The organism is Sphingobium limneticum (assembly GCF_008710155.1).
Lineage (GTDB): Bacteria > Pseudomonadota > Alphaproteobacteria > Sphingomonadales > Sphingomonadaceae > Sphingobium > Sphingobium limneticum.
This window is the reverse complement of the sequence record NZ_VYPZ01000011.1, coordinates 104,014-125,426: the sequence shown is the minus strand read 5'-3', so window position 1 is coordinate 125,426 and position 21,413 is coordinate 104,014. Positions and strand designations below refer to the sequence as shown.

The 21,413-nt window shown below is 63.8% G+C and carries 21 protein-coding genes; 11 read left to right on the top strand and 10 right to left on the bottom strand.

From position 1 onward, the window contains the following. The first annotated feature begins 19 nt into the window (after window positions 1-19). The 5 genes from F4U94_RS14620 (at window position 20) to F4U94_RS14600 (ending at window position 4,047) form a co-directional block, all read left to right on the top strand. Window positions 20-880 carry a p-hydroxycinnamoyl CoA hydratase/lyase gene (locus F4U94_RS14620; RefSeq protein ID WP_120253396.1) on the top strand — a complete coding sequence of 287 codons (861 nt, stop codon included), beginning with the start codon at window positions 20-22 and terminating at the stop codon, window positions 878-880. Between the two features lie 93 nt (window positions 881-973). Further along, window positions 974-1,534 (top strand): DUF3237 domain-containing protein, encoded by a 561-nt coding sequence (locus tag F4U94_RS14615; RefSeq protein WP_120253397.1) that lies wholly within the window; start codon window positions 974-976, stop codon window positions 1,532-1,534. Window positions 1,535-1,573: 39 nt separating this feature from the next. After that, window positions 1,574-2,869, top strand: a complete 1,296-nt coding sequence (locus F4U94_RS14610) for an MFS transporter (RefSeq protein WP_120253398.1) — start codon at window positions 1,574-1,576, stop codon at window positions 2,867-2,869. 46 nt (window positions 2,870-2,915) lie between these two features. Further along, complete coding sequence (locus tag F4U94_RS14605; protein WP_120253618.1) at window positions 2,916-3,788, top strand: helix-turn-helix domain-containing protein; 873 nt, start codon at window positions 2,916-2,918, stop codon at window positions 3,786-3,788. 31 nt (window positions 3,789-3,819) lie between these two features. Next, entirely contained in the window at window positions 3,820-4,047 is a 228-nt protein-coding gene (locus F4U94_RS14600) for a hypothetical protein (RefSeq protein ID WP_120253619.1), read from the top strand. Between the two features lie 67 nt (window positions 4,048-4,114). Here F4U94_RS14600 and F4U94_RS14595 read toward each other — a convergent pair whose 3' ends face one another. The 6 genes from F4U94_RS14595 to F4U94_RS14570 form a co-directional block, all read right to left on the bottom strand. Further along, on the bottom strand, window positions 4,115-5,053 hold the full coding sequence (locus F4U94_RS14595; protein ID WP_120253399.1) for a Gfo/Idh/MocA family oxidoreductase: 939 nt from the start codon (window positions 5,051-5,053) through the stop codon (window positions 4,115-4,117). Window positions 5,054-5,183: 130 nt separating this feature from the next. Then, entirely contained in the window at window positions 5,184-6,080 is an 897-nt protein-coding gene (locus F4U94_RS14590; protein WP_120253400.1) for a class III extradiol dioxygenase subunit beta, read from the bottom strand. Window position 6,081: 1 nt separating this feature from the next. After that, window positions 6,082-6,534, bottom strand: coding sequence for a protocatechuate 4,5-dioxygenase subunit alpha (gene ligA, locus F4U94_RS14585; RefSeq protein WP_120253401.1), 453 nt, complete (start codon window positions 6,532-6,534; stop codon window positions 6,082-6,084). Continuing rightward, window positions 6,531-7,556 carry an amidohydrolase family protein gene (locus F4U94_RS14580; protein WP_120253402.1) on the bottom strand — a complete coding sequence of 342 codons (1,026 nt, stop codon included), beginning with the start codon at window positions 7,554-7,556 and terminating at the stop codon, window positions 6,531-6,533. The genes ligA and F4U94_RS14580 overlap by 4 nt, the downstream gene beginning before the upstream one ends. 88 nt (window positions 7,557-7,644) lie before the next feature. After that, on the bottom strand, window positions 7,645-8,613 hold the full coding sequence (locus tag F4U94_RS14575; protein WP_120253620.1) for an NAD(P)-dependent oxidoreductase: 969 nt from the start codon (window positions 8,611-8,613) through the stop codon (window positions 7,645-7,647). Window positions 8,614-8,678: 65 nt separating this feature from the next. Further along, on the bottom strand, window positions 8,679-9,830 hold the full coding sequence (locus F4U94_RS14570; protein WP_120253403.1) for a LysR substrate-binding domain-containing protein: 1,152 nt from the start codon (window positions 9,828-9,830) through the stop codon (window positions 8,679-8,681). 103 nt (window positions 9,831-9,933) lie between these two features. Here F4U94_RS14570 and ligK point away from each other — a divergent pair, with 103 nt between their 5' ends. The 3 genes from ligK to F4U94_RS14555 all read left to right on the top strand — a co-directional run bounded on the left by ligK (window position 9,934) and on the right by F4U94_RS14555 (window position 12,640). Next, the gene (gene ligK, locus F4U94_RS14565; RefSeq protein ID WP_120253404.1) at window positions 9,934-10,608 is read left to right on the top strand and encodes a 4-carboxy-4-hydroxy-2-oxoadipate aldolase/oxaloacetate decarboxylase; all 675 of its coding nucleotides are present in this window, start codon (window positions 9,934-9,936) and stop codon (window positions 10,606-10,608) included. After that, complete coding sequence (locus tag F4U94_RS14560; RefSeq protein ID WP_120253405.1) at window positions 10,601-11,665, top strand: 4-oxalomesaconate tautomerase; 1,065 nt, start codon at window positions 10,601-10,603, stop codon at window positions 11,663-11,665. Before ligK ends, F4U94_RS14560 begins: the two co-directional genes overlap by 8 nt. A gap of 102 nt (window positions 11,666-11,767) precedes the next feature. Beyond that, entirely contained in the window at window positions 11,768-12,640 is an 873-nt protein-coding gene (locus F4U94_RS14555; RefSeq protein ID WP_120253406.1) for an amidohydrolase family protein, read from the top strand. Here the strand turns inward: F4U94_RS14555 and F4U94_RS14550 are convergent. The 4 genes from F4U94_RS14550 to F4U94_RS14535 form a co-directional block, all read right to left on the bottom strand. Next, window positions 12,637-14,178, bottom strand: coding sequence for a carboxylesterase/lipase family protein (locus F4U94_RS14550; RefSeq protein ID WP_170267503.1), 1,542 nt, complete (start codon window positions 14,176-14,178; stop codon window positions 12,637-12,639). The two genes, F4U94_RS14555 and F4U94_RS14550, sit on opposite strands and share 4 nt — an antisense overlap. A gap of 5 nt (window positions 14,179-14,183) precedes the next feature. Beyond that, window positions 14,184-15,074: a LysR family transcriptional regulator gene (locus F4U94_RS14545; protein ID WP_120253408.1), complete on the bottom strand. Its 891-nt coding sequence runs from the start codon at window positions 15,072-15,074 to the stop codon at window positions 14,184-14,186. A gap of 28 nt (window positions 15,075-15,102) precedes the next feature. Further along, the gene (gene kdgD / locus F4U94_RS14540; RefSeq protein WP_120253409.1) at window positions 15,103-16,020 is read right to left on the bottom strand and encodes a 5-dehydro-4-deoxyglucarate dehydratase; all 918 of its coding nucleotides are present in this window, start codon (window positions 16,018-16,020) and stop codon (window positions 15,103-15,105) included. A gap of 148 nt (window positions 16,021-16,168) precedes the next feature. Then, window positions 16,169-17,641, bottom strand: a complete 1,473-nt coding sequence (locus F4U94_RS14535) for an aldehyde dehydrogenase family protein (protein WP_172598888.1) — start codon at window positions 17,639-17,641, stop codon at window positions 16,169-16,171. A gap of 204 nt (window positions 17,642-17,845) precedes the next feature. Here F4U94_RS14535 and F4U94_RS14530 point away from each other — a divergent pair, with 204 nt between their 5' ends. From F4U94_RS14530 to F4U94_RS14520, 3 genes are all read left to right on the top strand, one after another. Beyond that, window positions 17,846-18,703 carry a GNAT family N-acetyltransferase gene (locus tag F4U94_RS14530; RefSeq protein ID WP_120253410.1) on the top strand — a complete coding sequence of 286 codons (858 nt, stop codon included), beginning with the start codon at window positions 17,846-17,848 and terminating at the stop codon, window positions 18,701-18,703. After that, a complete protein-coding gene (locus F4U94_RS14525; RefSeq protein ID WP_120253411.1) occupies window positions 18,700-20,163 on the top strand; it encodes an NAD-dependent succinate-semialdehyde dehydrogenase in 1,464 nt (487 codons plus the stop codon). Before F4U94_RS14530 ends, F4U94_RS14525 begins: the two co-directional genes overlap by 4 nt. 62 nt (window positions 20,164-20,225) lie before the next feature. After that, window positions 20,226-21,305 carry a tartrate dehydrogenase gene (locus F4U94_RS14520; RefSeq protein ID WP_120253412.1) on the top strand — a complete coding sequence of 360 codons (1,080 nt, stop codon included), beginning with the start codon at window positions 20,226-20,228 and terminating at the stop codon, window positions 21,303-21,305. Window positions 21,306-21,413: the final 108 nt, after the last annotated feature.

Here is a 21,413-nt window from a genome sequence, read left to right as displayed (position 1 = left end):
TTTGCGGAGACTTATTCCCATGACCAACATCCTTCATGTCGAGGGCGTCGAGCAGACCGAACTCGAAACCGTTGCCTATACCGTCGAAGGCGGCATCGCCTGGGTCAGCTTCAACCGGCCGGACAAGCGCAACTGCATGTCGCCCCGCCTCAACCGGCAGATGATGCGTGTGTTGGACGAGCTGGAATATCGCGCCGATGTCGGCGTTCTCGTCCTGACCGGCGAAGGCACGGCCTGGTCGGCGGGCATGGACCTCAAGGAATATTTCCGTGAAACCGAATCGCAGGGCCTGGCCGGTACGCGCGGCGCACAGCGCGAAAGCTATGGCTGGTGGCGCCGCCTGCGCTGGTATCAAAAGCCGACCATCGCCATGGTCAACGGCTGGTGCTTTGGCGGCGGCTATGGGCCGCTTTTCGCCTGCGACCTCGCCTTCGCGGCCGAAGACGCGCAGTTCGGCCTGTCCGAAATCAACTGGGGTATTTTGCCCGGCGGCGGCGCGGCCAAGGTCGCAACCGAACTCACCAATTTCCGCAACGCCATGTATCATTCGCTGATGGGGGAGAATGTCGATGGCAAGAAGGCCGCCGAATGGGGCTTCGTCAACGAAGCGCTCCCGCTCGACCAGTTGAACGCCCGCGTCACCGCGGTCGCCAATGTGCTGCTAAGCAAGAACCCGATCGCCTTGAAGGCGACCAAGGATGCCATCCGCCGCGTCCGCGAGATGACCTATGACAATGCCGAAGATTATCTGATCCGCGCGCAGGAATCGGCCAACAGCTTCGACAATGAAGGCCGCAAGGAAGGCATCAAGCAGTTCATCGACGACAAGACATATAAGCCCGGCCTGGGTGCTTACGACAGGTCGAAGCAATCGGTCTGACCGCATAGCCGGGTCGCCTTCACCGGGCGACCCGGCCTCAGGTCGCCGGACATCCGGCATCGTCATGATCCGGCCATAGATAAGGGAGAGGATATGACCCACGATATGCATCGCCGCAGCCTGTTGAAGGCCATGCCTATATTGCCGCTGGCCGGCACGGCTTCGGTGGCCGCTGCTGCCGAGCCTGCGCCGCTGGCAACGCCCGGCCTGACGCTGGCGATGCGCCTGCACGTGCTGATCGGCGCGCCCCAGGAACTGGGCATGGTGGATGGCGTGCGCAAACGGGTCATCCCCATTACCGGCGGCAGCGTCGATGGCCCGCGCCTGACCGGTAAGGTACTGCCCGGCGGTGCCGACTGGCAATCGATCCGTGCGGACGGCACCGCCGACATCCTTGCCCGCTATTCGCTTGAGGCCAGCGACGGCACGATCATATCGGTCGTCAATCCCGGCTATCGCCATGGCCCGGCACCGGTCCTGGCCCGCATCGCGGCGGGCGAAATCGTCAATCCTGCCCTCTATTATTTCCGCACCGCCCCGCGGTTCGAGGTGGCGGCCGATAGCCCCCATGGCTGGTTAGGTCAAACGCTGTTCCTGTGTACCGCCGCGCGCTACAAGGACCATGTCGCGCTGGACATTTTCGCGGTCGGCTGACACGCACAAAATCATAAGAATTCAAGGGCAGGAGCAGGCATGACCGACATCAGGCGGCAGTTGGACGCGGCACCCATGGGCCGGCTCCAGATCGCGGCGATCATCCTTTGCATCCTGCTCAACGCACTCGATGGGTTCGACGTGCTGGCGATCAGCTTCGCCTCGCCCGGCATCGCGACGGAATGGGGCATTGATCGCGCCGCGCTCGGCCTCGTCCTGTCGATGGAACTGATCGGCATGGCGGTGGGGTCCGTATTGCTCGGCAACCTTGCCGATCGCATCGGCCGCCGACCGACCATATTGGGTTGCCTCGTCGTCATGGCAGCCGGCATGGCGGCCGCGACCCAGGCATGGGATGTTCTATCACTCTCCGCCATCCGCCTTGTCACCGGCCTTGGCATCGGCGGGATGCTGGCCTGCACCAACGCCATGGTCGCCGAACTGTCCAACGCCCGCGCTCGCAGCCTGGCCGTCGCGATCATGGCGGCCGGCTACCCGGTCGGGGCGATCCTGGGTGGATCGGTTGCCTCGCAATTGCTGGTGTCGGGCGGCTGGCGCGACATCTTCCTGTTCGGCGGGATCGTCACGGCCATTTTCCTGCCCGTCTCGCTCTGGCTGCTGCCCGAATCGATCGGATTCCTGTTGCAAAAGCGCCCCGAGGGTGCACTGATGCGGATCAACCGCCTGCTCGTTCGCATGGGCCACGCCCCGGCCAGTACCCTGCCGCCGCTTGACAGCACAGCACCGAAACCCGCTTTCGCCACCCTCTTCTCACCAAGCCTTGCCCGCACCACCATAGTGCTGACGCTCGCCTATTTCTGCCACATCATGACCTTCTACTTCATCTTGAAATGGGTGCCGAAAATCGTCGTGGACATGGGTTTCGCGCCGTCGGCCGCAGGCGGCGTACTGGTCTGGGCCAATGTAGGGGGCCTCGCAGGATCGCTGCTTTTGGGCGCGCTCAGCTGGCGCCTGCCGGTGCGCGGCCTGGTCATGGTCGCCATGGTCGCCTCCACCGTTTTGGTGACCCTATTCGGTCAGGGGCAAACGACGCTGGCCGGCCTCAGCCTCGTCGCTGCCTGCGCTGGCTTCTTCACCAATGGCGCGGTTGTCGGCCTCTATGCGCTTGTCGCCCAATCCTTCCCCACGGCAGTACGTGCCGGCGGGACCGGAATCGTCATCGGCATCGGCCGAGGTGGGGCAGCACTCGGCCCGATCCTCGCCGGCTTCCTCTTCACCCTCGATTTCGGCCTGCCGCTAGTCGCGCTGGTCATGGCATCAGGTTCGCTGGTCGGCGCCGCATTGTTGGCGGGACTGCGCCCGCGCCCCGCCTGATAACTTGCAGCCGGACGGCAACAGGCGCATGATTGGACGATCCATCATGTCGACCGCGCCCGTCCCCAGCTTCTACCTTTATGGCGAACCGCAGCGTAGCGTGGCGGAAGGCTTCGTCCATGTCGAAAGCCTGGACGATCGTTCCCGCCCCAGCGAATGGACGATCCGCCCGCATGTCCATCGCGATCTCAACCATATCATCCTGATCGCACGAGGCGGCGGCGCCATGCAGGCGGAGGCGGCCAAGTTCGTTTTCGACGCGCCCTGCCTGCTGCTGATCCCGGCCGGCATCGTCCATGGCTTTACCTGGCACAGCGAATCCAGCGGCCATGTCATCACCATCGCCGATTCCTACCTGCGCCATCTGATCGCCCGTGATGCCGATTTAGCCCCCCTCTTCGTCCATCCCCATGCCGTCGCCCTGCCGCCCGGTGAAGGCTCCGGGGCTGAGGCGATCATTGCGCGCATGGCTCAGGAGTTGGACTGGGCCAGCCCCGGCCAGCGCGCAGCTGTCGAGTCCGCGCTACTCGCACTGATGGTGCTAGCGCTTCGCCATGCGACATTGGTTCAGACAAGCCAGTCCGGCACTGCCCGACAGGCCGCTCTGGTCGCTCGCTTGCGCGAGCGGATCGAGCAACGTTTCCGCCAGCGCGAGCCGGTGGCGGATCATGCACAGGCGCTCGGCGCCAGCCTCACCGCCCTGCGTCAGGCCTGCGCCCATGTGGCGGGCAGTTCCCCCGCCCAGATGCTCGACGACCGCGCCCTGCTGGAAGCGCGTCGCCTGCTGCTCTATTCGCAACTGTCGGTGACGGAGATCGCTTACGCGGTCGGCTTTGAAGACCCCGCTTATTTTTCGCGCTTCTTCACCCGTCATGTCGGCCAACCGCCGCGCGCCTATCGCGCCGCGCGCGAAGGTTGACGCCGCGCGCGGGGGCCCTACATGCGCAGCCATGACCGCGGACAAGCTCATCGACCTGCTGGTGGCCCGGCTGCTGCGCGACCATGGCAAGAGCAAGCATCATTGGCGCAAGGCGATCGGTCCGCTGCGCCTCTACGGCCGCGACACCCATCCCCATTGCAACTGGAACGCGACCCCCACCGGCAATTTTCAGGATATCGCCTTGATCGAGAGCCTGCTCGACGACCTGCGCATGACCCATCCGTTGCTGACCAACTGAAAATCAGAAAGGGCGCAGCGGATGGTTCCGCCACGCCCTTCCTTGCGACCCCGAAGGGAACCCACAGTTAGCCCAGCTGAGTCTCCAGCTCGCCCAGCACGCGATAGCAATCGAACACCTTAGCGACGCTCGAATTGGGGTCGCGGCCTTCGCGGATGGCGCTGATGAATTCGCGGTCCTGCAATTCGATGCCATTGTTGGACACGGCGACACCGGCGAGGTCGATCGGCTCTTCCTTGCCGTTCACCAGATCGTCGTAGCGCGCGATATAGGTGTCGGTATCGCCGATATAGCGGAAGAAGGTGCCGAGCGGACCGTCATTGTTGAAGCTCAGCGACAGGGTGCAGATCGCGCCCGTCTCACTCTTCAGCTGGATCGACATGTCCATGGCGATGCCCAGTTCGGGATGGATCGGCCCCTGCAATGCATGCGCCGACACGATCTTACCCGCCTGATAGGCGAACAGGTCGACCGTATGCGCGGCATGGTGCCACAACAGATGGTCGGTCCAGCTACGCGCCTCGCCCTTCGCATTGATATTCTTGCGACGGAAGAAATAGGTCTGCACGTCCATCTGCTGAACGTTGAACTCGCCCGCCTGGATACGGTTGTGGACGAACTGATGCGACGGGTTGAAGCGACGGGTATGGCCGACCATGCAGACCAGCCCGGTTTCCTGCTGCTTGGCCAGCACGGCCTGCGCGTCCTTCCAACTGTCCGCCAGCGGAATTTCCACCTCGACATGCTTACCCGCATCCATGCACGCGATCGCCTGGGCCGCGTGCATCTGCGTTGGCGTGCACAGGATTACCGCGTCCACATCATCGCGCGCCAGCGTTTCGTTGAGGTCGGTGGTGACATGGCCGATGCCATATTTTTCCGCGACCTTCTTCGTGGCTTCCAGCTCGCGGCCGATGATCGAGGTGACGGTCACGCCGTCGATATTCTTCAGGCCATCAAGATGCTTTTCGCCAAAGGCGCCGGCACCGGCCAGGGCAATACGCATAAATTATCTCCCTCTCCCCTTCAGGGGAGAGGGCCGGGGAGAGGGGCTGTCTCTCGATCCGACCCATATAGTGGTTGAAGGACAGCCCCCACCCAGACCCCTCCTCTGGAGGGGTGGGGCTTAAATTGCTTTACTCCGCCGCGATCGCACTCCCCGTATCGCTGCCGGTCATGTCCAGCCCCTCGCCATTGTCAGGGCGCAGCACCATATGGCCGATCGCGGTGTTGGAGCAGGGCACATGATAATGGCGGTGGAGCGCACGGGTATTCTTGCCCAGCGCCCCGCGCATCACCAGCCACATCACCATTTCGATGCCTTCGCTGCCCGTTTCGCGCAGATATTCGATATGCGGAATCCGGCGCAGATGGTCGCTGTCACCGACCAGACCGTCCAGGAAGCGGTTGTCCCACTCCTTGTTGATCAGGCCCGCGCGCGGCCCCTGCAACTGGTGGCTCATGCCGCCCGTGCCCCAGATCTGGACGTTCAGATCCTCGGGGAAACTCTCGACCGCCTTGCGCACGGCTTCGCCCAGCGCCCAGCAGCGATTGCCCGACGGCGGCGGATAAGTGACGACGTTCACCGCCAGCGGCACGACCTTGCACGGCCAGGCATCAGGCTTGCCGAACATCATGGAGAGTGGCACGGTCAGGCCATGATCGACGTCCATCTCGTTGATGATGGTCATGTCGAATTCGTCCAGCACCAGGCTCTGGGCGATATGCCAGGCAAGGTCGGGATGCCCCTCCACGTCCGGCACGGCGCGCGGCCCCCAGCCCTCATCGGCCGACTTGTAACGCTCGCCGCACCCGATCGCGAAGGTCGGGATGATCTTCATGTCGAAAGCGGAGGCATGATCGTTATAGACCAAAATGACGACATCGGGCTTTTCGGCCTTTTCCCATTCGCGGGTCCAGTCATAGCCTGCAAAGATCGGCCCGAAATAATCGTCCCGGTCCTTGTTGAAGTCCGACGCCACGCCCAGCAGCGGCACATGGCTCGACGCCACGCCAGCAGTAATCCGCGCCATATCAGCGATCCTCTTTCTTCGCGGCAGCGGCCGCTTCATTGGCCTTGATCGACCGCACGCCCTCGGGCGAACGGCCGCCCTTCATCATCATTTCCCGATATTCGGGGAATTTCATGTCGGTCATCGTGCTAACCGCCTCGGCAAAGGGAATGCCATCGGTCGAAAACAGCTTCGCCAGGAAATAGACATTGCCGCCCATGTCCAGACAGCGATTATAATCGCGGGCGATCAAGGCGTCCTTCTGATCCTCGGTCAGCGGCCATTCGTCCATATAGGCGCGCTCGTCCGCCTTGAACTTGGCGCGATTTTCGTCCTTCATCAGGCTCATCGCGAACTGGTTCATATGATAGCCTTGCCGGGCGCGCTTCGCGGTGAACACGCGGGTGCCGGGAATATCTTCCATCTCGGCCAGATATTCGTGGATATCCTGATGCTTGGGATCTTCTGTTATCATAGTCCCCTCTCCTTCAATTTGGCGTCGAGGCGCGGGAAGACGCGGCGGGCATTGCCCGCGAATATCGCGGCGCGCTCCTCGTCACTGATCTCCAGCGCATCGACATAGCGTTTGGTGTCGTCGAAATAGAAACCGGTGGTCGGGTCGATGCCGCGCACGGCGCCCACCATTTCCGACCCGAACAATATATTCTTATTCTCGATCACGTCAGCCAGCAGGTCCACGCCCGGCTGATGATAGACGCAGGTATCGAAGAAGATATTGTTCATCAGGTGCATCGACAGGTCGGGCTTCTTGAGCATGTCCGCCAAACCACGATAGCGCCCCCAATGATAGGGCACAGCGCCGCCGCCATGCGGGATGATGAAACGCAGCGTCGGGAAATCCTTGAACAGATCGCCTTCCAGCAACTGCATGAAGGCAATCGTGTCGGCCGCAATATAATAGCCGCCGGTCGCATGCATCGCCGGGTTGCAGCTGCCCGACACATGGATCATCGCCGGCACGTCCAGCTCGACCATCTTCTCGTAGAAGGGGTACCAATATTTGTCGGTCAGCGGCGGATGGGTGAAATGGCCACCGCCCGGATCGGGATTGAGATTGCAGCCGATGAAGCCCAATTCGGTGACGCAGCGCTCCAGTTCCGCGATCGAATTGGCCATGTCCGCCTTGGGCGACTGGGGCAGCATGCACACGCCGACAAAAGTTTCGGGGAACATTGCTACGACGCGCGCGATCAGGTCGTTGCAGCGGATCGCCCATTCCTTCGCGACGTCGGCATCGCCGACATGCGGTGCCATCGCCGAAGCGCGGGGCGAAAAGATAGTGAGGTCGGCGCCGCGCTCCTTGATCAGGCGCAACTGGTTCGCCTCGATCGTCTCGCGAATTTCCGCATCGGTGATTTCAGGATAAGCTGGCGCAGGCACGCCCGCCTTGAACGCCGCCTTCTGCTCCTCGCGCCAGGCATCATGCCCCTTGGGCAAAACGGTGTAATGACCGTGGCAATCGATAATCAGGCTCATCCGCTTTCGTCTCCAACCTTATTGTGTCACCCCAGCGAAGGCTGGGGTCTCAGGCGTCGGCGCATCACGCCCGCCCAGAAAAATCCCGTCATTCCCGCGAAGGCGGGGATCCATGTCCCAACGATTCCACGATAGCGAAGGCCGGAGCTGGCTTCCCGCCTTCGGGCGAATGACGAAGAGAAAATTCTTCGACTTTACGATTCACAATCGCATCCATCTTCGCGCCCAGCCCTTCCGGCGGCACCTTCACGCCCAGCGCACCGATCGCCCGCTGCCGCTCCACCGTGCCGCGCGTCATCGCCGCGCCGGTGCCAAGGCCCTCCAGCGTCTTGACGACTTCCTCCATCTCGGCGGCGCGGCGCAGCCCATGCACCAGCATCCGGTCGAGATTATAATCCGCCCGGACATCCCATGGCCTTGGCCGCTCGCTCGCATCCAGCGAGGCCAGCACCTCGTCCAGCACGTCCGCCGCGCTGGCCGCCAGCACGCATTCGGCGGTCAACGCCTCGATCCCTTTGATCATCACCGATCGGATCATCTTGATCGACGACGCCCGACCGACAGCCTCACCCACCACCCGGGTCTTGGCAAAGCCCAGCGCCTGCAACCGCCCTTCGGCCTCACCAGCCCGTGCCCCACTCAGCAGCAGCGGTACATTCAACCGCGCCGGATCGACCGGCGCCATCACCGCCACATCGACATAATAGCCGCCGGCCGCCTCGATCGCCTGCGCCGCTGCCAGCTTGGTCTGCGGCGCAACGCTGTTGAGGTCGCAATAAAGCGCTCCAGGCGCGATCAGTGGCGCAGCCGCCTGCGCCACGGCCAGAGCCTGATCCGCCGTCACCAGTGACATTATCAGCGATACGCCGTTCAGCGCATCTGCCAGATTGTCAGCCGCCGGAACGCCGGCTTCGACATAACGAGCCAGCATCGCGTCCCGCGTAGCGGCATCGTCCGTCTTTACATCGAATATGTGCGCAGCCGCCGCCCAGTCCCCTGCCCTTGCAAAGGTGGACCCTGCTTCGCCAAATCCGATCAGACCAATTACCTGCTCCATGGTGACGATCGATGACCCATCGGACCGGAAGCCGCCAATCGAATCCGACACGGCATCATAAGAATTTACGAAGTCATCTCTCCGACGGAAGCCTCTACCGCCGTCATGAACTGCCGCTGCAGGCGGGTCGGTCGCCAGTCGGCGCGGGTGGTCAGGCCGATGGTCCGGCTGATCGCGCCAGGCGCCGGACCGATATCCGCCAGCAACCCCGCGTCCAGCTCCAGCGCCAATTGATCGTAGGAGAGCAACGTCAGATAATCCCCGCTCACCAGCAATTGCCGAATCGTCATCACCGATCCGCATTCGATCGGCACCGCGGGCATATCGCCACCCAGTTCAGCGAACATCGCCTTCCACAATTGCCGCAACGGCGTGCCTTCCGGTGGCAATATCCACGGAAAACGGCGCAGCGCATCGGCATCCCAGCCCGCCGTCAACGGATGGCCGTGCCGCGCCAGGATGGTCGGACGATCCTCGAAAAGCGCGCGCTGCTCCAGGTCCAGCGCCATCGCCGGATCGCGCAGTGCGCCGATCATCATGTCGATTTCGCCGTCCCTGAGCGGCCCCACCAATTCGGCATGCGCGCCTTCGGCCACGCTGATGTCGACCTGCGGAAAATCGGCCCGAAACCGCATGATCGCGTCCGGCAACAGTCGCGCGCGCGACAGCGGCATCGCGCCCACCAATATCCGCCCGCCCTCTTCCCCCTTCAGGTCGGCCAGATCCGCCAGTCCCTGCCGCAATTCCGCGAGCGCCAACCGCAATCGCTGCGCGAGAGCCATGCCCGGCTTGGTCAGCATCACCCCCCTGCCCCGTCGATCGACCAGCCTGCTGCCGACCGCCAGCCCCAGATCGCCGACCGCGCGATGCAGCGAGGGTTCCGCCACGCCGGTCGCCGCCGCCGCCGCCGCATAGCTGCCCGCTCGCGCCAGCGCCACGAACGCCCGCACCTGCGCCGCCGTCACCCGATTGCTGCCAATCAGCCGCAACGCCACGTCGATCCGGGGTTTCAACCGCTGCGCCGCCTCCAGCGCTGCCATGCCGCCCGGCTGCCGGTCGAACAGCTTTACGCCCAGTTGCGCCTCCAGCTTGGCGATACCCTGCGTTACCGCCGGCTGCGTCAGGTTGACCGCGCGCGCGGCCAGGCTGACGCTGCCCTGATCGACCACGGCGGCCATGGCGGCGAGGTGACGGATATTGAACTGATCGGGTTCCATATTTGATGATTATCAAAATTTAATGGCATCGCGCCAGTTCGGATTTGAGCATCCCGCAGCAACTGTCCATGTCGCTGTCCATCTTGGGAGAAGGAACCGGTCCATGTCCAACATCGTCGTCCAGAATATCCAGCGGGCGGACCTCTCCGTCATAGACGGCCTTGCCAAGGCCGGCGTCGCCACGGTCCATGAAGCGCAGGGCCGCACCGGTCTGCTCGCTCCCTATATGCGCCCGATCTACAGCGGCGCCCGCATCGCCGGCAGCGCCGTCACCATTTCGGCCGCGCCGGGCGACAACTGGATGGTCCATGTCGCGATCGAGCAGTTGCAGGAAGGCGACATCCTTCTGCTCGCCCCGACCAGCCCCTGCACGGACGGCTATTTCGGCGATCTGCTGGCCACTTCGGCGCAGGCGCGCGGCTGCCGTGGCCTTATCATCGATGCAGGGGTCCGCGACGTACGTGACCTCACGCAGATGAACTTCCCGGTCTGGTCGAAGGCCGTGCATGCGCAGGGCACGGTCAAGAATACGCTGGGCAGCGTCAATATCCCCGTCATCTGCGCCAATGCGCTGGTCAATCCGGGCGATGTCATTGTTGCCGACGATGACGGCGTATGCATCGTGCCGCGCGCCGACGCCGCGTCCGTGCTGGAGAAGGCACAGGCCCGCGAAGCCGCCGAAGAAGCCAAGCGCGTCCGCCTCGCCGCCGGCGAACTTGGTCTCGACATCTACAATATGCGCCCGCGCCTGGAAGAAATGGGCCTGAAATATGTCTGACAGCCAGACCAGCGCCCGTGTTATGTGGATGCGCGGCGGCACGTCTAAGGGCGGCTATTTCCTGGCCGAAGACCTGCCTGCCGACACCAGCGACCGCGATGCTTTCCTCCTCCGCGTCATGGGCTCGCCCGATCCGCGCCAGATTGACGGCATGGGCGGCGCCGACCCGCTGACCAGCAAGGTCGCCGTCGTCAAGAAATCGGAGCGGGATGGAGTCGATGTCGACTACCTCTTCCTTCAGGTCTTCGTGGACAAGGCTGTCGTTACCGACGCGCAGAATTGCGGCAATATCCTGGCCGGCATCGGTCCCTTCGCCATCGAGCGCGGCCTTGTCGCCGCGCAGGACGGTGAGACTTCGGTCGCCATCTTCATGGAAAATACCGGGCAGATCGCAATCGCCACGGTACGGACGCCCAACGGCACGGTCCGCTATGACGGCGACGCCAAAATCGACGGCGTCCCCGGCAGCGCTGCGCCCATCCCGTTGGAGTTTCGCGATACGGCCGGCTCCTCCTGCGGCGCACTACTCCCTACCGGCAATGCCTTTGACGAGGTGGAGGGCGTGCGCGTCACCCTGATCGACAATGGCATGCCCTGCGTCGTGATGAAGGCGCAGGATGTCGGCGTCACCGGCTATGAAGATCGCGAGACGCTGGACAATGACACGGCGTTGAAGGCCCGGATCGAAGCCATCCGTCTGGCCGTCGGCGAGCGGATGGATCTGGGCGACGTCACGGACAAGTCCGTGCCCAAGATGATGCTGGTCGCCCCGCCGCGCGACGGCGGCGCGGTCACGGTGCGCAGTTTCATCCCCCATCGTGCCCATGCGTCGATCGGCGTGCTGGGCGCGGTCAGCGTGGCGACGGCCTGTCTGATCGAAGGATCGCCGGCGGCCGAAGTCGCGTCGATCCCCGATGGCAACCGAAAGACGCTCTCGGTCGAACATCCGACCGGCGAAACGACCTGCGTCATGGAACTGGATGATAGCGGCACGGTCATCAGCGCGGCCATGCTGCGCACCGCCCGCAAGTTGATGGATGGCGTGGTCTTTTCCTGATCCAGCCATTGAGAACCGTTCGCCCCGAGCTTGTCGAAGGGCCGTTCTTCTGAAAAAAAGGGCCGGGCTTCGACAGGCTCAGCCCGAACGGAGTTTTGGGATATGTCTCGTATCACGTCTTGGCACGGCAATCCGTCCAAACCGCTCTATACGCCACCCGCCGGCGCGATCGACGCCCATTGCCATGTGTTCGGGCCGATGGCGGATTTCCCCTTCAGCGCGAAGGCGAAATATCTGCCGGAGGATGCCGGTCCGGACAAGCTGTTCGCCCTGCGCGATCATCTGGGTTTCGCTCGCAATGTGATCGTGCAGGCCAGCTGCCACGGCACGGACAATGCCGCGACATTGGACGCCATCGCCAGGTCGAATGGCAAGGCGCGCGGCGTCGCCGTGGTCGATCCTGCCATTTCGGACTCCGATCTTGCCGCCCTGCATGATGGCGGCATTCGCGGCATTCGCTTCAATTTTCTGAAACGCCTGGTCGACGACGCGCCCAAGGACAAGTTTCTGGATGTCGCCAAGCGCCTGCCCGCCGGCTGGCATGTCGTCATCTATTTCGAGGCCGACATATTGGAAGAATTGCGTCCCTTCTTGGATGCGATCCCCGTCCCTCTGGTGATCGACCATATGGGCCGCCCCGATGTGACCCAGGGGCCGGACGGCGCCGACATGAAGGCCTTCCGCGCCTTCTTGGAAAGCCGCGATGACATCTGGTTCAAGGCGACCTGCCCCGACCGCCTCGACCCAACGGGTGATCCCTGGAACGCCTTTGCCGATGCGGTCGCGCCACTCGTCGCAGACTATCAGGATCGCGTCCTGTGGGGCACCGACTGGCCGCACCCGAACATGCAGGACAATATCCCGGACGACGGCCATCTGGTCGATATCATCCCGCGCATTGCGCCCACCGTCGAATTGCAACGCAAGCTGCTGATCGACAATCCGATGCGCCTTTATTGGCCCGAGGAAATCTAACCGCCTGGCTTGATATAAGGCACCGTCGCGAAGAGCAGCCGCTCTTCGCGACGCGGGTCGTTTTCGATGGCGACCTGACGGTCGAAGATCATCGTCGGCCGCGTATCGAGATCAAATTGTGGCCAGTCGGCAATGGCGCGATGGTTCGGGTTGCCGGTCCGCGCGAATGCGATGAAACTGTCCGCCATCTGCCCCGCCAGCCGCCGCGCATCGGGGCTGGTACCGGTACGCGATCCCGCCGCATCGACATTGTCGAACACCAGCGGGATATCCAGCGTGTGGAACGCCCCCAATATCCCGCCCGCTTCGGGACAGGGAAAGTCGAGCTGATACATCCAGGTCGGGGCATCGATGCGCGCGCGCTCCTCCGCCTGGATCAGATGCCCCGGCCAGGATCGGCCCGCCGTCGTCGCCGCCAATAATATCTGCCCTGGACTGCGATCGGGATAGAGTTGGCGATAGCGGCGGATGACATGATCGGGTGCCAGATCCTTGACCGTTTCGCGCGCCAGCCGGTCAGGCAGATTATCCCATGTCGTGTCACCCGCGCGCAGCATCTTTTCGATCCACAGCGCGGTTTCGTCATGGGTGTTGCCGACGATCAAAGGGATATGCGCTGCTTCCCGCGGGGCGTCGGGGAAGAAGGGATGACGGGCGAGCACGCCATGATCCAGCGTGGAAGTGAAGCTGATTTCACCCTTGCCTTCCAACGGATCGGTCATCGCCATCGCCTCGACCAGCCGTTCGATCGGCAGCCGCATCAACGTCGCAATATCGGGTGCGCCAGCCTTTTCCATCCACGCCTTCGCCCGGCGGGTAGCGTGCATCGGTCCGGCGGCGGTGACATGCTGGCCACTCATCGTAGCTGCAGCATGGAAGAGCGGACGCGCCTCCGCCATCGCCATCAGCGTCACCACTTTCGCGCCGCCGCCCGACTGGCCGAATATCATCACGCGGTCCGGGTTGCCGCCGAACCGGGCGATATTGTCGCGCACCCATGTCAGCGCCAAGATGATGTCCAGATTGCCGACATTGCCCGATTCCGCCGGCCCACCAAGCCCCGCCAGATAGGCATAGCCCATGGCCGCCAGCCGGTGGTTCAGCGTCACCACCACCACATCGCCGCGTCGGACCAGATTGCCGCCGTCATAAAGCGGATCGCTGCCCGACCCATGGGCGTGGGCGCCGCCATGGAGATAGACCATCACCGGCCGGCGCCCGGCATCCAGCGCCGGCGTCCAGACATTGAGGAACAGGCAGTCTTCGGACGTCGCCTCGGTCGCTTTGGTCTGGGGCGCGGCTGAGCCATAGCCGGTCGCGTTGGCTATCCCCGTCCATGGCCTGGGCGGATCGGCGCGACGGAAGCGGGTCGTGGCCGTATCTGCGCCATAGCGGATTGCGCGAAAGACGAGCACGTCCTTTTCGATCGTGCCCTGGACCTTTCCATAATGGGTCGTCGCGATTGGGCTGGAGCGGGTTCGGGCTGACGCGGCGATCGGGGCCGCCGCCATCCCGGCCAGCAGGGTGCGGCGGCCCATGTCGATCACGCCGTCATTTCCGTGCAGAGCTGCCGCATGGCGGGCAGCGCCGGATTGGCATTGTCGCGGCGCCAGGCCATGTGCAGTTCCACCGGCTTTTCCTGCGGCGTCATCAATCGCCGGAAATGCACGTCGCTCATATGCAGACCGGTGGCGCTTTCGGGCACGATAGCCGGCGCGACGCCGGCATGGACGAGGCCCAGCATCGAATGGATCTGAGTGACATGCTGCACATAGAGGGGCGCCGCCGCAACCTCATTGAACAGATGCTCCAGCATATTGTGGAAATAGGCCGCGCCCTGCCGCGAATACATGATGAGCGGCTGGCCATCGAAATCGGCCGGCGTCAGCGCCGCCATCGCCTTGCGCGGATCGCCGGGCGGCAGCGCGACGAACAAGGGTTCGTGCAGCACGCAGGCGCTGTCAAATTCATGACGGTTCACCGGCGGGCGGACGAAACCGATATCCACCAGACCGGTGAGCAGCGCGTCGACCTGATCGCCCGACACCATTTCCCGCAATTCCAGCTCTATATTGGGCAGTACCGCACCGGCCTGCGCCACGACGCGCGGCACGATATTATAGCCCGATACCGCCGTGAAGCCGATGGCAACGCGCCCCGCGTCGCCCTTCGCCACGCGTCGGGCGGACAGAGCCGCACTGTCGGCCAGCCGGACGATCCGCCGCGCCTCGATCAGGAAGACGCTGCCGGCCGGAGTCAGGCTGACCTGACGACTGGTGCGCTCCAGCAGCTGCACGTCCAATATCCGTTCCAGCAATTGGATCTGCCGGCTGAGCGGCGACTGGGTCATGTTGAGCCGCTGGGCCGCCCGGCCGAAATGCAGTTCTTCGGCGGCAGCGACGAAGCAACGGAGCTGGCTGAGTTCGAACATCATGCCAGACTATCCGCGCCCGTCGCCTTAGTCACGCAGTTGCGCGTTCGATCAGGACACGCAGTTGCGCTTCTTCTTCAGCCGACAGATCGGTGAGCGGGGAGCGCACCGGGCCGGCATCGCGGCCGATGATCCGCATGCCGGCCTTCACGATGGACACGGCATAGCCGCGCCCCTGATCGCGCAACGCGATATAGGGCAGCACGAAATTGCGCAGTTGCTCCATCACAAAGGCCTGATCGCCCGCCCGGACGGCGGCATAAAAGCGCAGCGCCCAGTCCGGCATGAAGTTGAAGATGGCGGAACTGTAGGTCGTGACCCCCATGGTGAGGTAAGGGGTGGCGAAGGTTTCGGCCGTGGGCAGACCCCCGATATAGGTCAGGCGATCGCCCATCCGCGCATAGATGCGGGTCATCAATTCGATATCGCCCACGCCGTCCTTGAAGCCGATAAGATTGGGGTTGCGGTCGCACAGGCGTGCCAGCGTCTCGTCATTCACGATCGCATTGTCGCGATTATAGACGATGACGCCAAGGCCGGTCGCGCGGCAGACCGCCTCGATATGGGCGGCCAACCCCTCCTGCTTGGCGTGCATCAGATAGGGTGGCAGCAGCAGCAGACCGTCTGCGCCTGCCTTTTCCGCATCGCGGGCGATGCCGGTAGCGATCGCCGTGCCATAACCACAGCCGGAAATGACGGGGATGCGACCATTGGTTTCCCGCACCGCCGCGCCGACCACCTGCGCCACTTCGTCAGGAGACAGGGAGAAGAACTCCCCGGTGCCACCGGCCGCGAACAGGCCTGTCAGCGCATGTTCCAGCATCCACCCGCAATGATCGCGATAGGGGCCTTCCTGAAATGCGCCCTCTGCATCGAAGTGCGTGACCGGAAAGGACAGCAGCCCCTGGCCGAGCTGGCGCGCCATATCTTCGGGGCTAAAATGGCTCATATCCTTGCATCTCCTCTCGTCGGCACTGTCTGTCCCTGCCGATGTTCGAGATGCTGAATAGGAAGGAGCCGGGCATATGGTCCAACTCAAAGATGCGCATGATTGATGCACGGCTTGGCATGATCGCCTGCGCCGTGCACCGTCCCGATCAGAATTCGATCAGCGCCACCTTGGTCTTGAGGTTCGCCATATAGGCTTCGCGGCCCAGATCTTTGCCGATACCGGACTGTTTGTAGCCGCCGGTCGGCAGGATGAAGTCGTTGCTGCGACCATAGCGATTGACCCAGATGGTGCCGGCCTCCAGCGACCGGGTGGCGCGCAACGCGCGGCTTACATCACCGGTATGGACGCCGGCCGCCAAGCCATAGTCGCTGTCATTGGCGAGGGCGTAGGCCTCCTCCTCATCGGCGAAAGTCTGGATGGTCAGCACCGGGCCGAAGATTTCACCCTGCACGACCTCGCTCTTCTGATCCACATTGGCGAGCAGGGTGGGCGCGAAATAGCTGCCCTCCTGCGGCGCGGTGGCGCGGCCGCCACCGGCCAGCACTTCAGCGCCAGCCGCGATGGCGCGGCCGACGATGCCGTCCATCCGGTCAAGCTGCCCATCGGAGATGATCGGCCCCAGCGTCGTATCCTCCGCCCAGGTCGGCCCCGCCTTGTGCGCATTGAAGGCAGCCGTGATGCGATCGATCACCTCATCGGCCACCTTGTCCTGTACCAGCAGCCGAGATCCCGCGACGCACACCTGCCCGGCGTTGAGCGTGATGGCGCGCGCGACGATGGCCGATGCCTTGTCGAGCGTGGCGTCGGAAAAGATGATCTGTGGGCTTTTCCCGCCCAGTTCCAGCGTCACCGGCTTCGGCCCGGTTTCCGCGCAGGCCGCCATGATGGCAGCGCCCGTGCGGGTCGATCCGGTGAAGGTGACCTTGGCCACTTCGGGACGACGGACCAGCGGATCGCCGACGCTGCGCCCGTCGCCCTGCACCACGTTGAAGATGCCGGCCGGCAACCCTGCCTCGATCGCCAGTTCGGCCAGGCGCACGATGCTGAACGGCGTCATTTCGGAGGGTTTGAGGACGATGCTGTTGCCCGCTGCGATGGCGGGCGCGATCTTCCACCCGGCCATGACCAGCGGCAGGTTCCACGGCGCAATCGCTGCGACCACGCCATAGGGTTCGGTGATGGTCAGGCCCAGCTTGTCGGGCGTCGTGGCGGCCACTTCGCCACCGACCTTGTCCGCCCATTCGGCGAAGAAGCGGATGGTTTCGGCGGTATAGCTCAAATCCCAGGCGTTGATTTCCTTGAGCATGCGGGTCGAACCCAATGCCTCCAGCGGGGCGAGCGTCGCCGCGTCCGCTTCGATCAGGTCGGCCCAGCGGCGCATCACTTTCATCCGGGCGCGCGGATCGCTCTGTGCCCAGCCGCTGGTCCTGTAGGCGCGCTGCGCGCTTTCGACCGCTTCGGTCAGCTGGTCGGAATCGACGCTGTCCAGTTCCGCCTGCACCCGACCGTCGGAAGGCCGCCGCACGACGATGGCCGGACCGCGACCCGCGACCCGTCGCCCACCGATGAAATTATTGGCATGGGGCAGGCTGATCTGATCGGGGTTGAAACCGGTCACGGCATAATCTCCTTCATACGGGCATTCCGATAAAATAGGCGTGCGCAGCGGCATTTGTTGCAATTGCACGGGAAAATGTGCGCGATAATCTTCCAAAATCGGCGCGAAGGCAGCAGCCAATGCTTGGAGCGGCCTCCTAATGTCCGACCACTGATTCCCAAAGTAAGGCAGGCGGGCGTTCCTTTCCCGCCAAGGAGCAAGCGCATGGCGACAGGCATAGAGGCGATGGTGGACTTGCGACGGATGACCGTCGACGATCTGGCCGCCGCCCATATACTATCGAGCGAACAGAAATGGCCCCATCGGATCGAAGATTGGGAAATGCTGTTCGGCCTTGGCTTTGGCTATGTCGTGGAACGCGATGGTGCGGTGGTCGGTACCGCCATGGCCTGGCTCTATGGTGACAATGCCGCGACGCTGGGCATGGTCATCGTATCGCCCAGCGCGCAGGGCATGGGCCTTGGCCGCCAGTTGATGGAAGCGGTGCTGACCGAGCTGGGCGACCGCACCGTGCTGCTCAACGCTACGGACGAGGGCGTACCGCTCTACCGCAAGCTGGGGTTCGAGCCCGTCGGCCCCGTATTCCAGCATCAGGGCGCAGCCTTCGCCGTGCCGATGGCGGAACTGATACCGGAAGAGCGGGTCCGGCCGCTGGGTGCGAAGGACATGCCGACGCTGCATGCGCTCGCCCGCCGCGCCACCGGCATGGATCGGGACGCGCTGCTCGACGCGCTGGTTCCGGGCGCGCAGGGTGTGGTGCTGACCCGTGGCAACGAGCCGGTGGGCTTCGCCTTATTCCGCCGTTTCGGCCGGGGCTATGTCGTGGGCCCGACCATCGCGCCGGATACGGGCGGGGCACGGGCGCTGATATCCCACTGGCTGGGGTCCAATAGCGGCATGTTCTGCCGCCTGGACATACCGGAGGAAAGCGGCCTTGGCGCCTGGCTGGACGAGCTTGGCCTGCCCTGCGTCGGCCGGGTGATGCGCATGGTGCGCGGCCCCGCGCCCGCCAGCGATCCGTCGATCACTACTTTCTCTCTGACCACACAGGCGCTCGGATGACCATCAGCCTCAAATACTCCGCCCTCTTCATCGAACGCGCCTTCATCGGCGGCGCCTGGGTCGGCGCGACGTCGGGCGCGACCCTGCCGGTCGACAATCCCGCGACCGGCGCGATCATTGGCACCGTGCCCGATTGTGGCGAGGCGGACACGCTGGCAGCCATTGCTGCGGCCGAAGCGGCTTTCCCGGCGTGGAAGGCGCGTACGGCAGCCGACCGCGCCGCCGTGCTGGAGCGCTGGCACGCGCTGATCCTGGACAATGTCGCCGACCTTGGCCGGATCATGACTGCGGAGCAGGGCAAACCGATCGCGGAGGCCGAAGGCGAAATTCGCTACGCTGCCAGCTTCGTCAAATGGTTTGCCGAAGAGGCCCGCCGCGTCGATGGCGGCATCATCCCCGCGCCGGAAGCCAATCGCCGCATATTGGTGATGAAGGAGCCGGTCGGCGTGTCGGCCGCGATCACGCCATGGAATTTCCCGGCGGCGATGATCACGCGCAAATGCGCGCCTGCTTTGGCAGCAGGATGTCCGGTCGTCGTAAAGCCTTCCGACATGACGCCCTTTAGCGCGCTGGCGCTGGCGAAGCTGGCGGAGGAAGCGGGCGTGCCGGCGGGCGTGTTCAATGTCGTTACGGGCATGCCGACTGCGATCGGCGGCGCTCTGACGGCCAGTCCCGTGGTGCGCAAGCTGTCCTTCACCGGGTCGACCCGCGTCGGTGCGCTCCTGATGCGGCAGTGCGCAGATACCATCAAGCGGGTGAGTTTCGAGCTGGGCGGCAATGCGCCGCTGATCGTGTTCGATGACGCTGATGTCGACATTGCCGTCGCCAGCGCCATGGTCAGCAAGTTCCGCAACGCGGGCCAGACCTGCGTCTGCGCCAACCGCATATTGGTGCAGGACGGCGTCTACGACCAGTTCGCCGAAAAGCTGGCCAAGGCCGTCAGCGCGCTCAAGGTCGCGCCGGGCGATGTGCCGGGCAGCACGATCGGACCGCTGATCAATGCGGCCGCTGCCGACAAGGTGAAGGCGCATGTCGAGGATGCGCTGTCCCATGGCGCCACCCTGTTCGCGCAGGCGCCCAATGAAGCGGCAGGCGATCGGTTCGCCACGCCCGTGATACTGACCGGGGCGACGCGGAACATGCGGCTGGCCGAGGAAGAGACGTTCGGCCCGGTGGCGCCGCTGTTCCGCTTTACGCATGAGGAAGAAGGGATCGAGTTGGCCAACGCCACCAGCTATGGTCTGGCCGCCTATTTCTACACCGAAAATCTGCACCGCGCCTTCCGCGTGGCCGAGCGGCTGGAAGCCGGCATGGTCGCGCTCAACAGCGGCGCGATCGCCATGGAGGTCGCACCCTTCGGCGGGGTCAAGATGTCGGGCCTGGGCCGCGAAGGCGCCCACGCCGGAATAGAGGAATATCTGGAAACCAAGGCGTTCCATATTGCGGGGCTGAAACTCTAAGTCCCGCCCCTTTTTCTTCAGACAAAAGCGCCCTTCGACAGGGGAGGGCGAACGGAGTGATTATGTCCGCCACCAACCGTAATTATGCCATCTCCGTCATACCCGGCGACGGGATCGGCAAGGAGGTCATGCCCGAAGGCATTCGCGTGCTGGAGCGCGCGGCGAGCCTCTATGGCTTCACCATCGAGCAGACGTGGCAGGATTTCGCCTGCTGCGACTATTATGCCAAACATGGCCAGATGATGCCGGATGACTGGAAAGCGCAGATCGGCAATCCCGATGCCATTTTCTTCGGCGCGGTCGGCTGGCCCGATACGGTGCCGGATCATATCTCGCTCTGGGGTTCGCTGCTCCAGTTCCGCCGAGAATATGATCAATATGTCAATCTGCGTCCCGTCCGCCTGATGCCGGGCGTGCCTTGCCCGCTGGTCGGGCGCGAGCCGGGGGATATCGATTTCTGGGTGGTGCGCGAGAATACCGAGGGCGAATATAGCTCGGTCGGCGGCAAGATGTTCCCCGGCACGCCGCGCGAGGTGGTGATCCAGGAAACGGTGATGACCCGTCACGGCACCGACCGCGTGCTGCGCTATGCGTTCGAGTTGGCCGCAACGCGGGATCGCAAGCATGTCACGTCGGCAACCAAGTCCAACGGGATCGCCATCACCATGCCCTGGTGGGACGAGCGGGTGGAGGAAATGGCGAAGAATTATCCGACCGTCACCCATGACAAATATCATATCGATATTTTGACGGCCCAATTCGTGCTGAACCCCGATCGGTTCGACGTGGTGGTCGCGTCCAACCTGTTCGGCGATATCCTGTCCGACCTTGGCCCAGCCTGCACCGGCACGATCGGTGTCGCGCCGTCGGGCAACATCAACCCGGACCGTACCGCGCCCTCGCTGTTCGAGCCGGTCCATGGGTCGGCGCCCGATATTGCGGGCAAGGGTATCGCCAATCCGGTCGGCCAGATCTGGTCGGCAGCGATGATGCTGGAGCATCTGGGCGAAGCAGATGCCGCGGCTGCGATCATGCGCGCGGTCGAAACGGTGCTGGCGCAGCCGGGGCTGCGCACCGGCGACCTCAAAGGCAAGGCCAATACCGAACAATGCGGCAAGGCGATTGCCGACGCGCTGGCGTGAAGTAGGAAATACCGCGCTTAACTTCGCACATTTCCCGCTGGATCGGACATAATGTTGCGTTAGCCCGATCCTATCGAAAAGCCTATTGGAGGGCCGTCCCATGAGGGC

Excerpts from the sequence above, each read along its gene's own strand:
- F4U94_RS14545 (WP_120253408.1), bottom strand. The coding sequence starts at position 15,074 with ATGATGTTCGAACTCAGCCAGCTCCGTTGCTTCGTCGCTGCCGCCGAA.
- F4U94_RS14620 (WP_120253396.1), top strand. The coding sequence starts at position 20 with ATGACCAACATCCTTCATGTCGAGGGCGTCGAGCAGACCGAACTCGAA.
- F4U94_RS14530 (WP_120253410.1), top strand. The coding sequence starts at position 17,846 with ATGGCGACAGGCATAGAGGCGATGGTGGACTTGCGACGGATGACCGTC.
- F4U94_RS14610 (WP_120253398.1), top strand. The coding sequence starts at position 1,574 with ATGACCGACATCAGGCGGCAGTTGGACGCGGCACCCATGGGCCGGCTC.
- F4U94_RS14520 (WP_120253412.1), top strand. The coding sequence starts at position 20,226 with ATGTCCGCCACCAACCGTAATTATGCCATCTCCGTCATACCCGGCGAC.
- ligA (WP_120253401.1), bottom strand. The coding sequence starts at position 6,534 with ATGATAACAGAAGATCCCAAGCATCAGGATATCCACGAATATCTGGCC.
- F4U94_RS14595 (WP_120253399.1), bottom strand. The coding sequence starts at position 5,053 with ATGCGTATTGCCCTGGCCGGTGCCGGCGCCTTTGGCGAAAAGCATCTT.
- F4U94_RS14560 (WP_120253405.1), top strand. The coding sequence starts at position 10,601 with ATGTCTGACAGCCAGACCAGCGCCCGTGTTATGTGGATGCGCGGCGGC.
- F4U94_RS14525 (WP_120253411.1), top strand. The coding sequence starts at position 18,700 with ATGACCATCAGCCTCAAATACTCCGCCCTCTTCATCGAACGCGCCTTC.
- F4U94_RS14615 (WP_120253397.1), top strand. The coding sequence starts at position 974 with ATGACCCACGATATGCATCGCCGCAGCCTGTTGAAGGCCATGCCTATA.
- F4U94_RS14580 (WP_120253402.1), bottom strand. The coding sequence starts at position 7,556 with ATGAGCCTGATTATCGATTGCCACGGTCATTACACCGTTTTGCCCAAG.
- F4U94_RS14575 (WP_120253620.1), bottom strand. The coding sequence starts at position 8,613 with ATGGAGCAGGTAATTGGTCTGATCGGATTTGGCGAAGCAGGGTCCACC.
- F4U94_RS14590 (WP_120253400.1), bottom strand. The coding sequence starts at position 6,080 with ATGGCGCGGATTACTGCTGGCGTGGCGTCGAGCCATGTGCCGCTGCTG.
- F4U94_RS14605 (WP_120253618.1), top strand. The coding sequence starts at position 2,916 with ATGTCGACCGCGCCCGTCCCCAGCTTCTACCTTTATGGCGAACCGCAG.
- F4U94_RS14600 (WP_120253619.1), top strand. The coding sequence starts at position 3,820 with ATGACCGCGGACAAGCTCATCGACCTGCTGGTGGCCCGGCTGCTGCGC.
- ligK (WP_120253404.1), top strand. The coding sequence starts at position 9,934 with ATGTCCAACATCGTCGTCCAGAATATCCAGCGGGCGGACCTCTCCGTC.
- kdgD (WP_120253409.1), bottom strand. The coding sequence starts at position 16,020 with ATGAGCCATTTTAGCCCCGAAGATATGGCGCGCCAGCTCGGCCAGGGG.
- F4U94_RS14550 (WP_170267503.1), bottom strand. The coding sequence starts at position 14,178 with ATGGGCCGCCGCACCCTGCTGGCCGGGATGGCGGCGGCCCCGATCGCC.
- F4U94_RS14555 (WP_120253406.1), top strand. The coding sequence starts at position 11,768 with ATGTCTCGTATCACGTCTTGGCACGGCAATCCGTCCAAACCGCTCTAT.
- F4U94_RS14570 (WP_120253403.1), bottom strand. The coding sequence starts at position 9,830 with ATGGAACCCGATCAGTTCAATATCCGTCACCTCGCCGCCATGGCCGCC.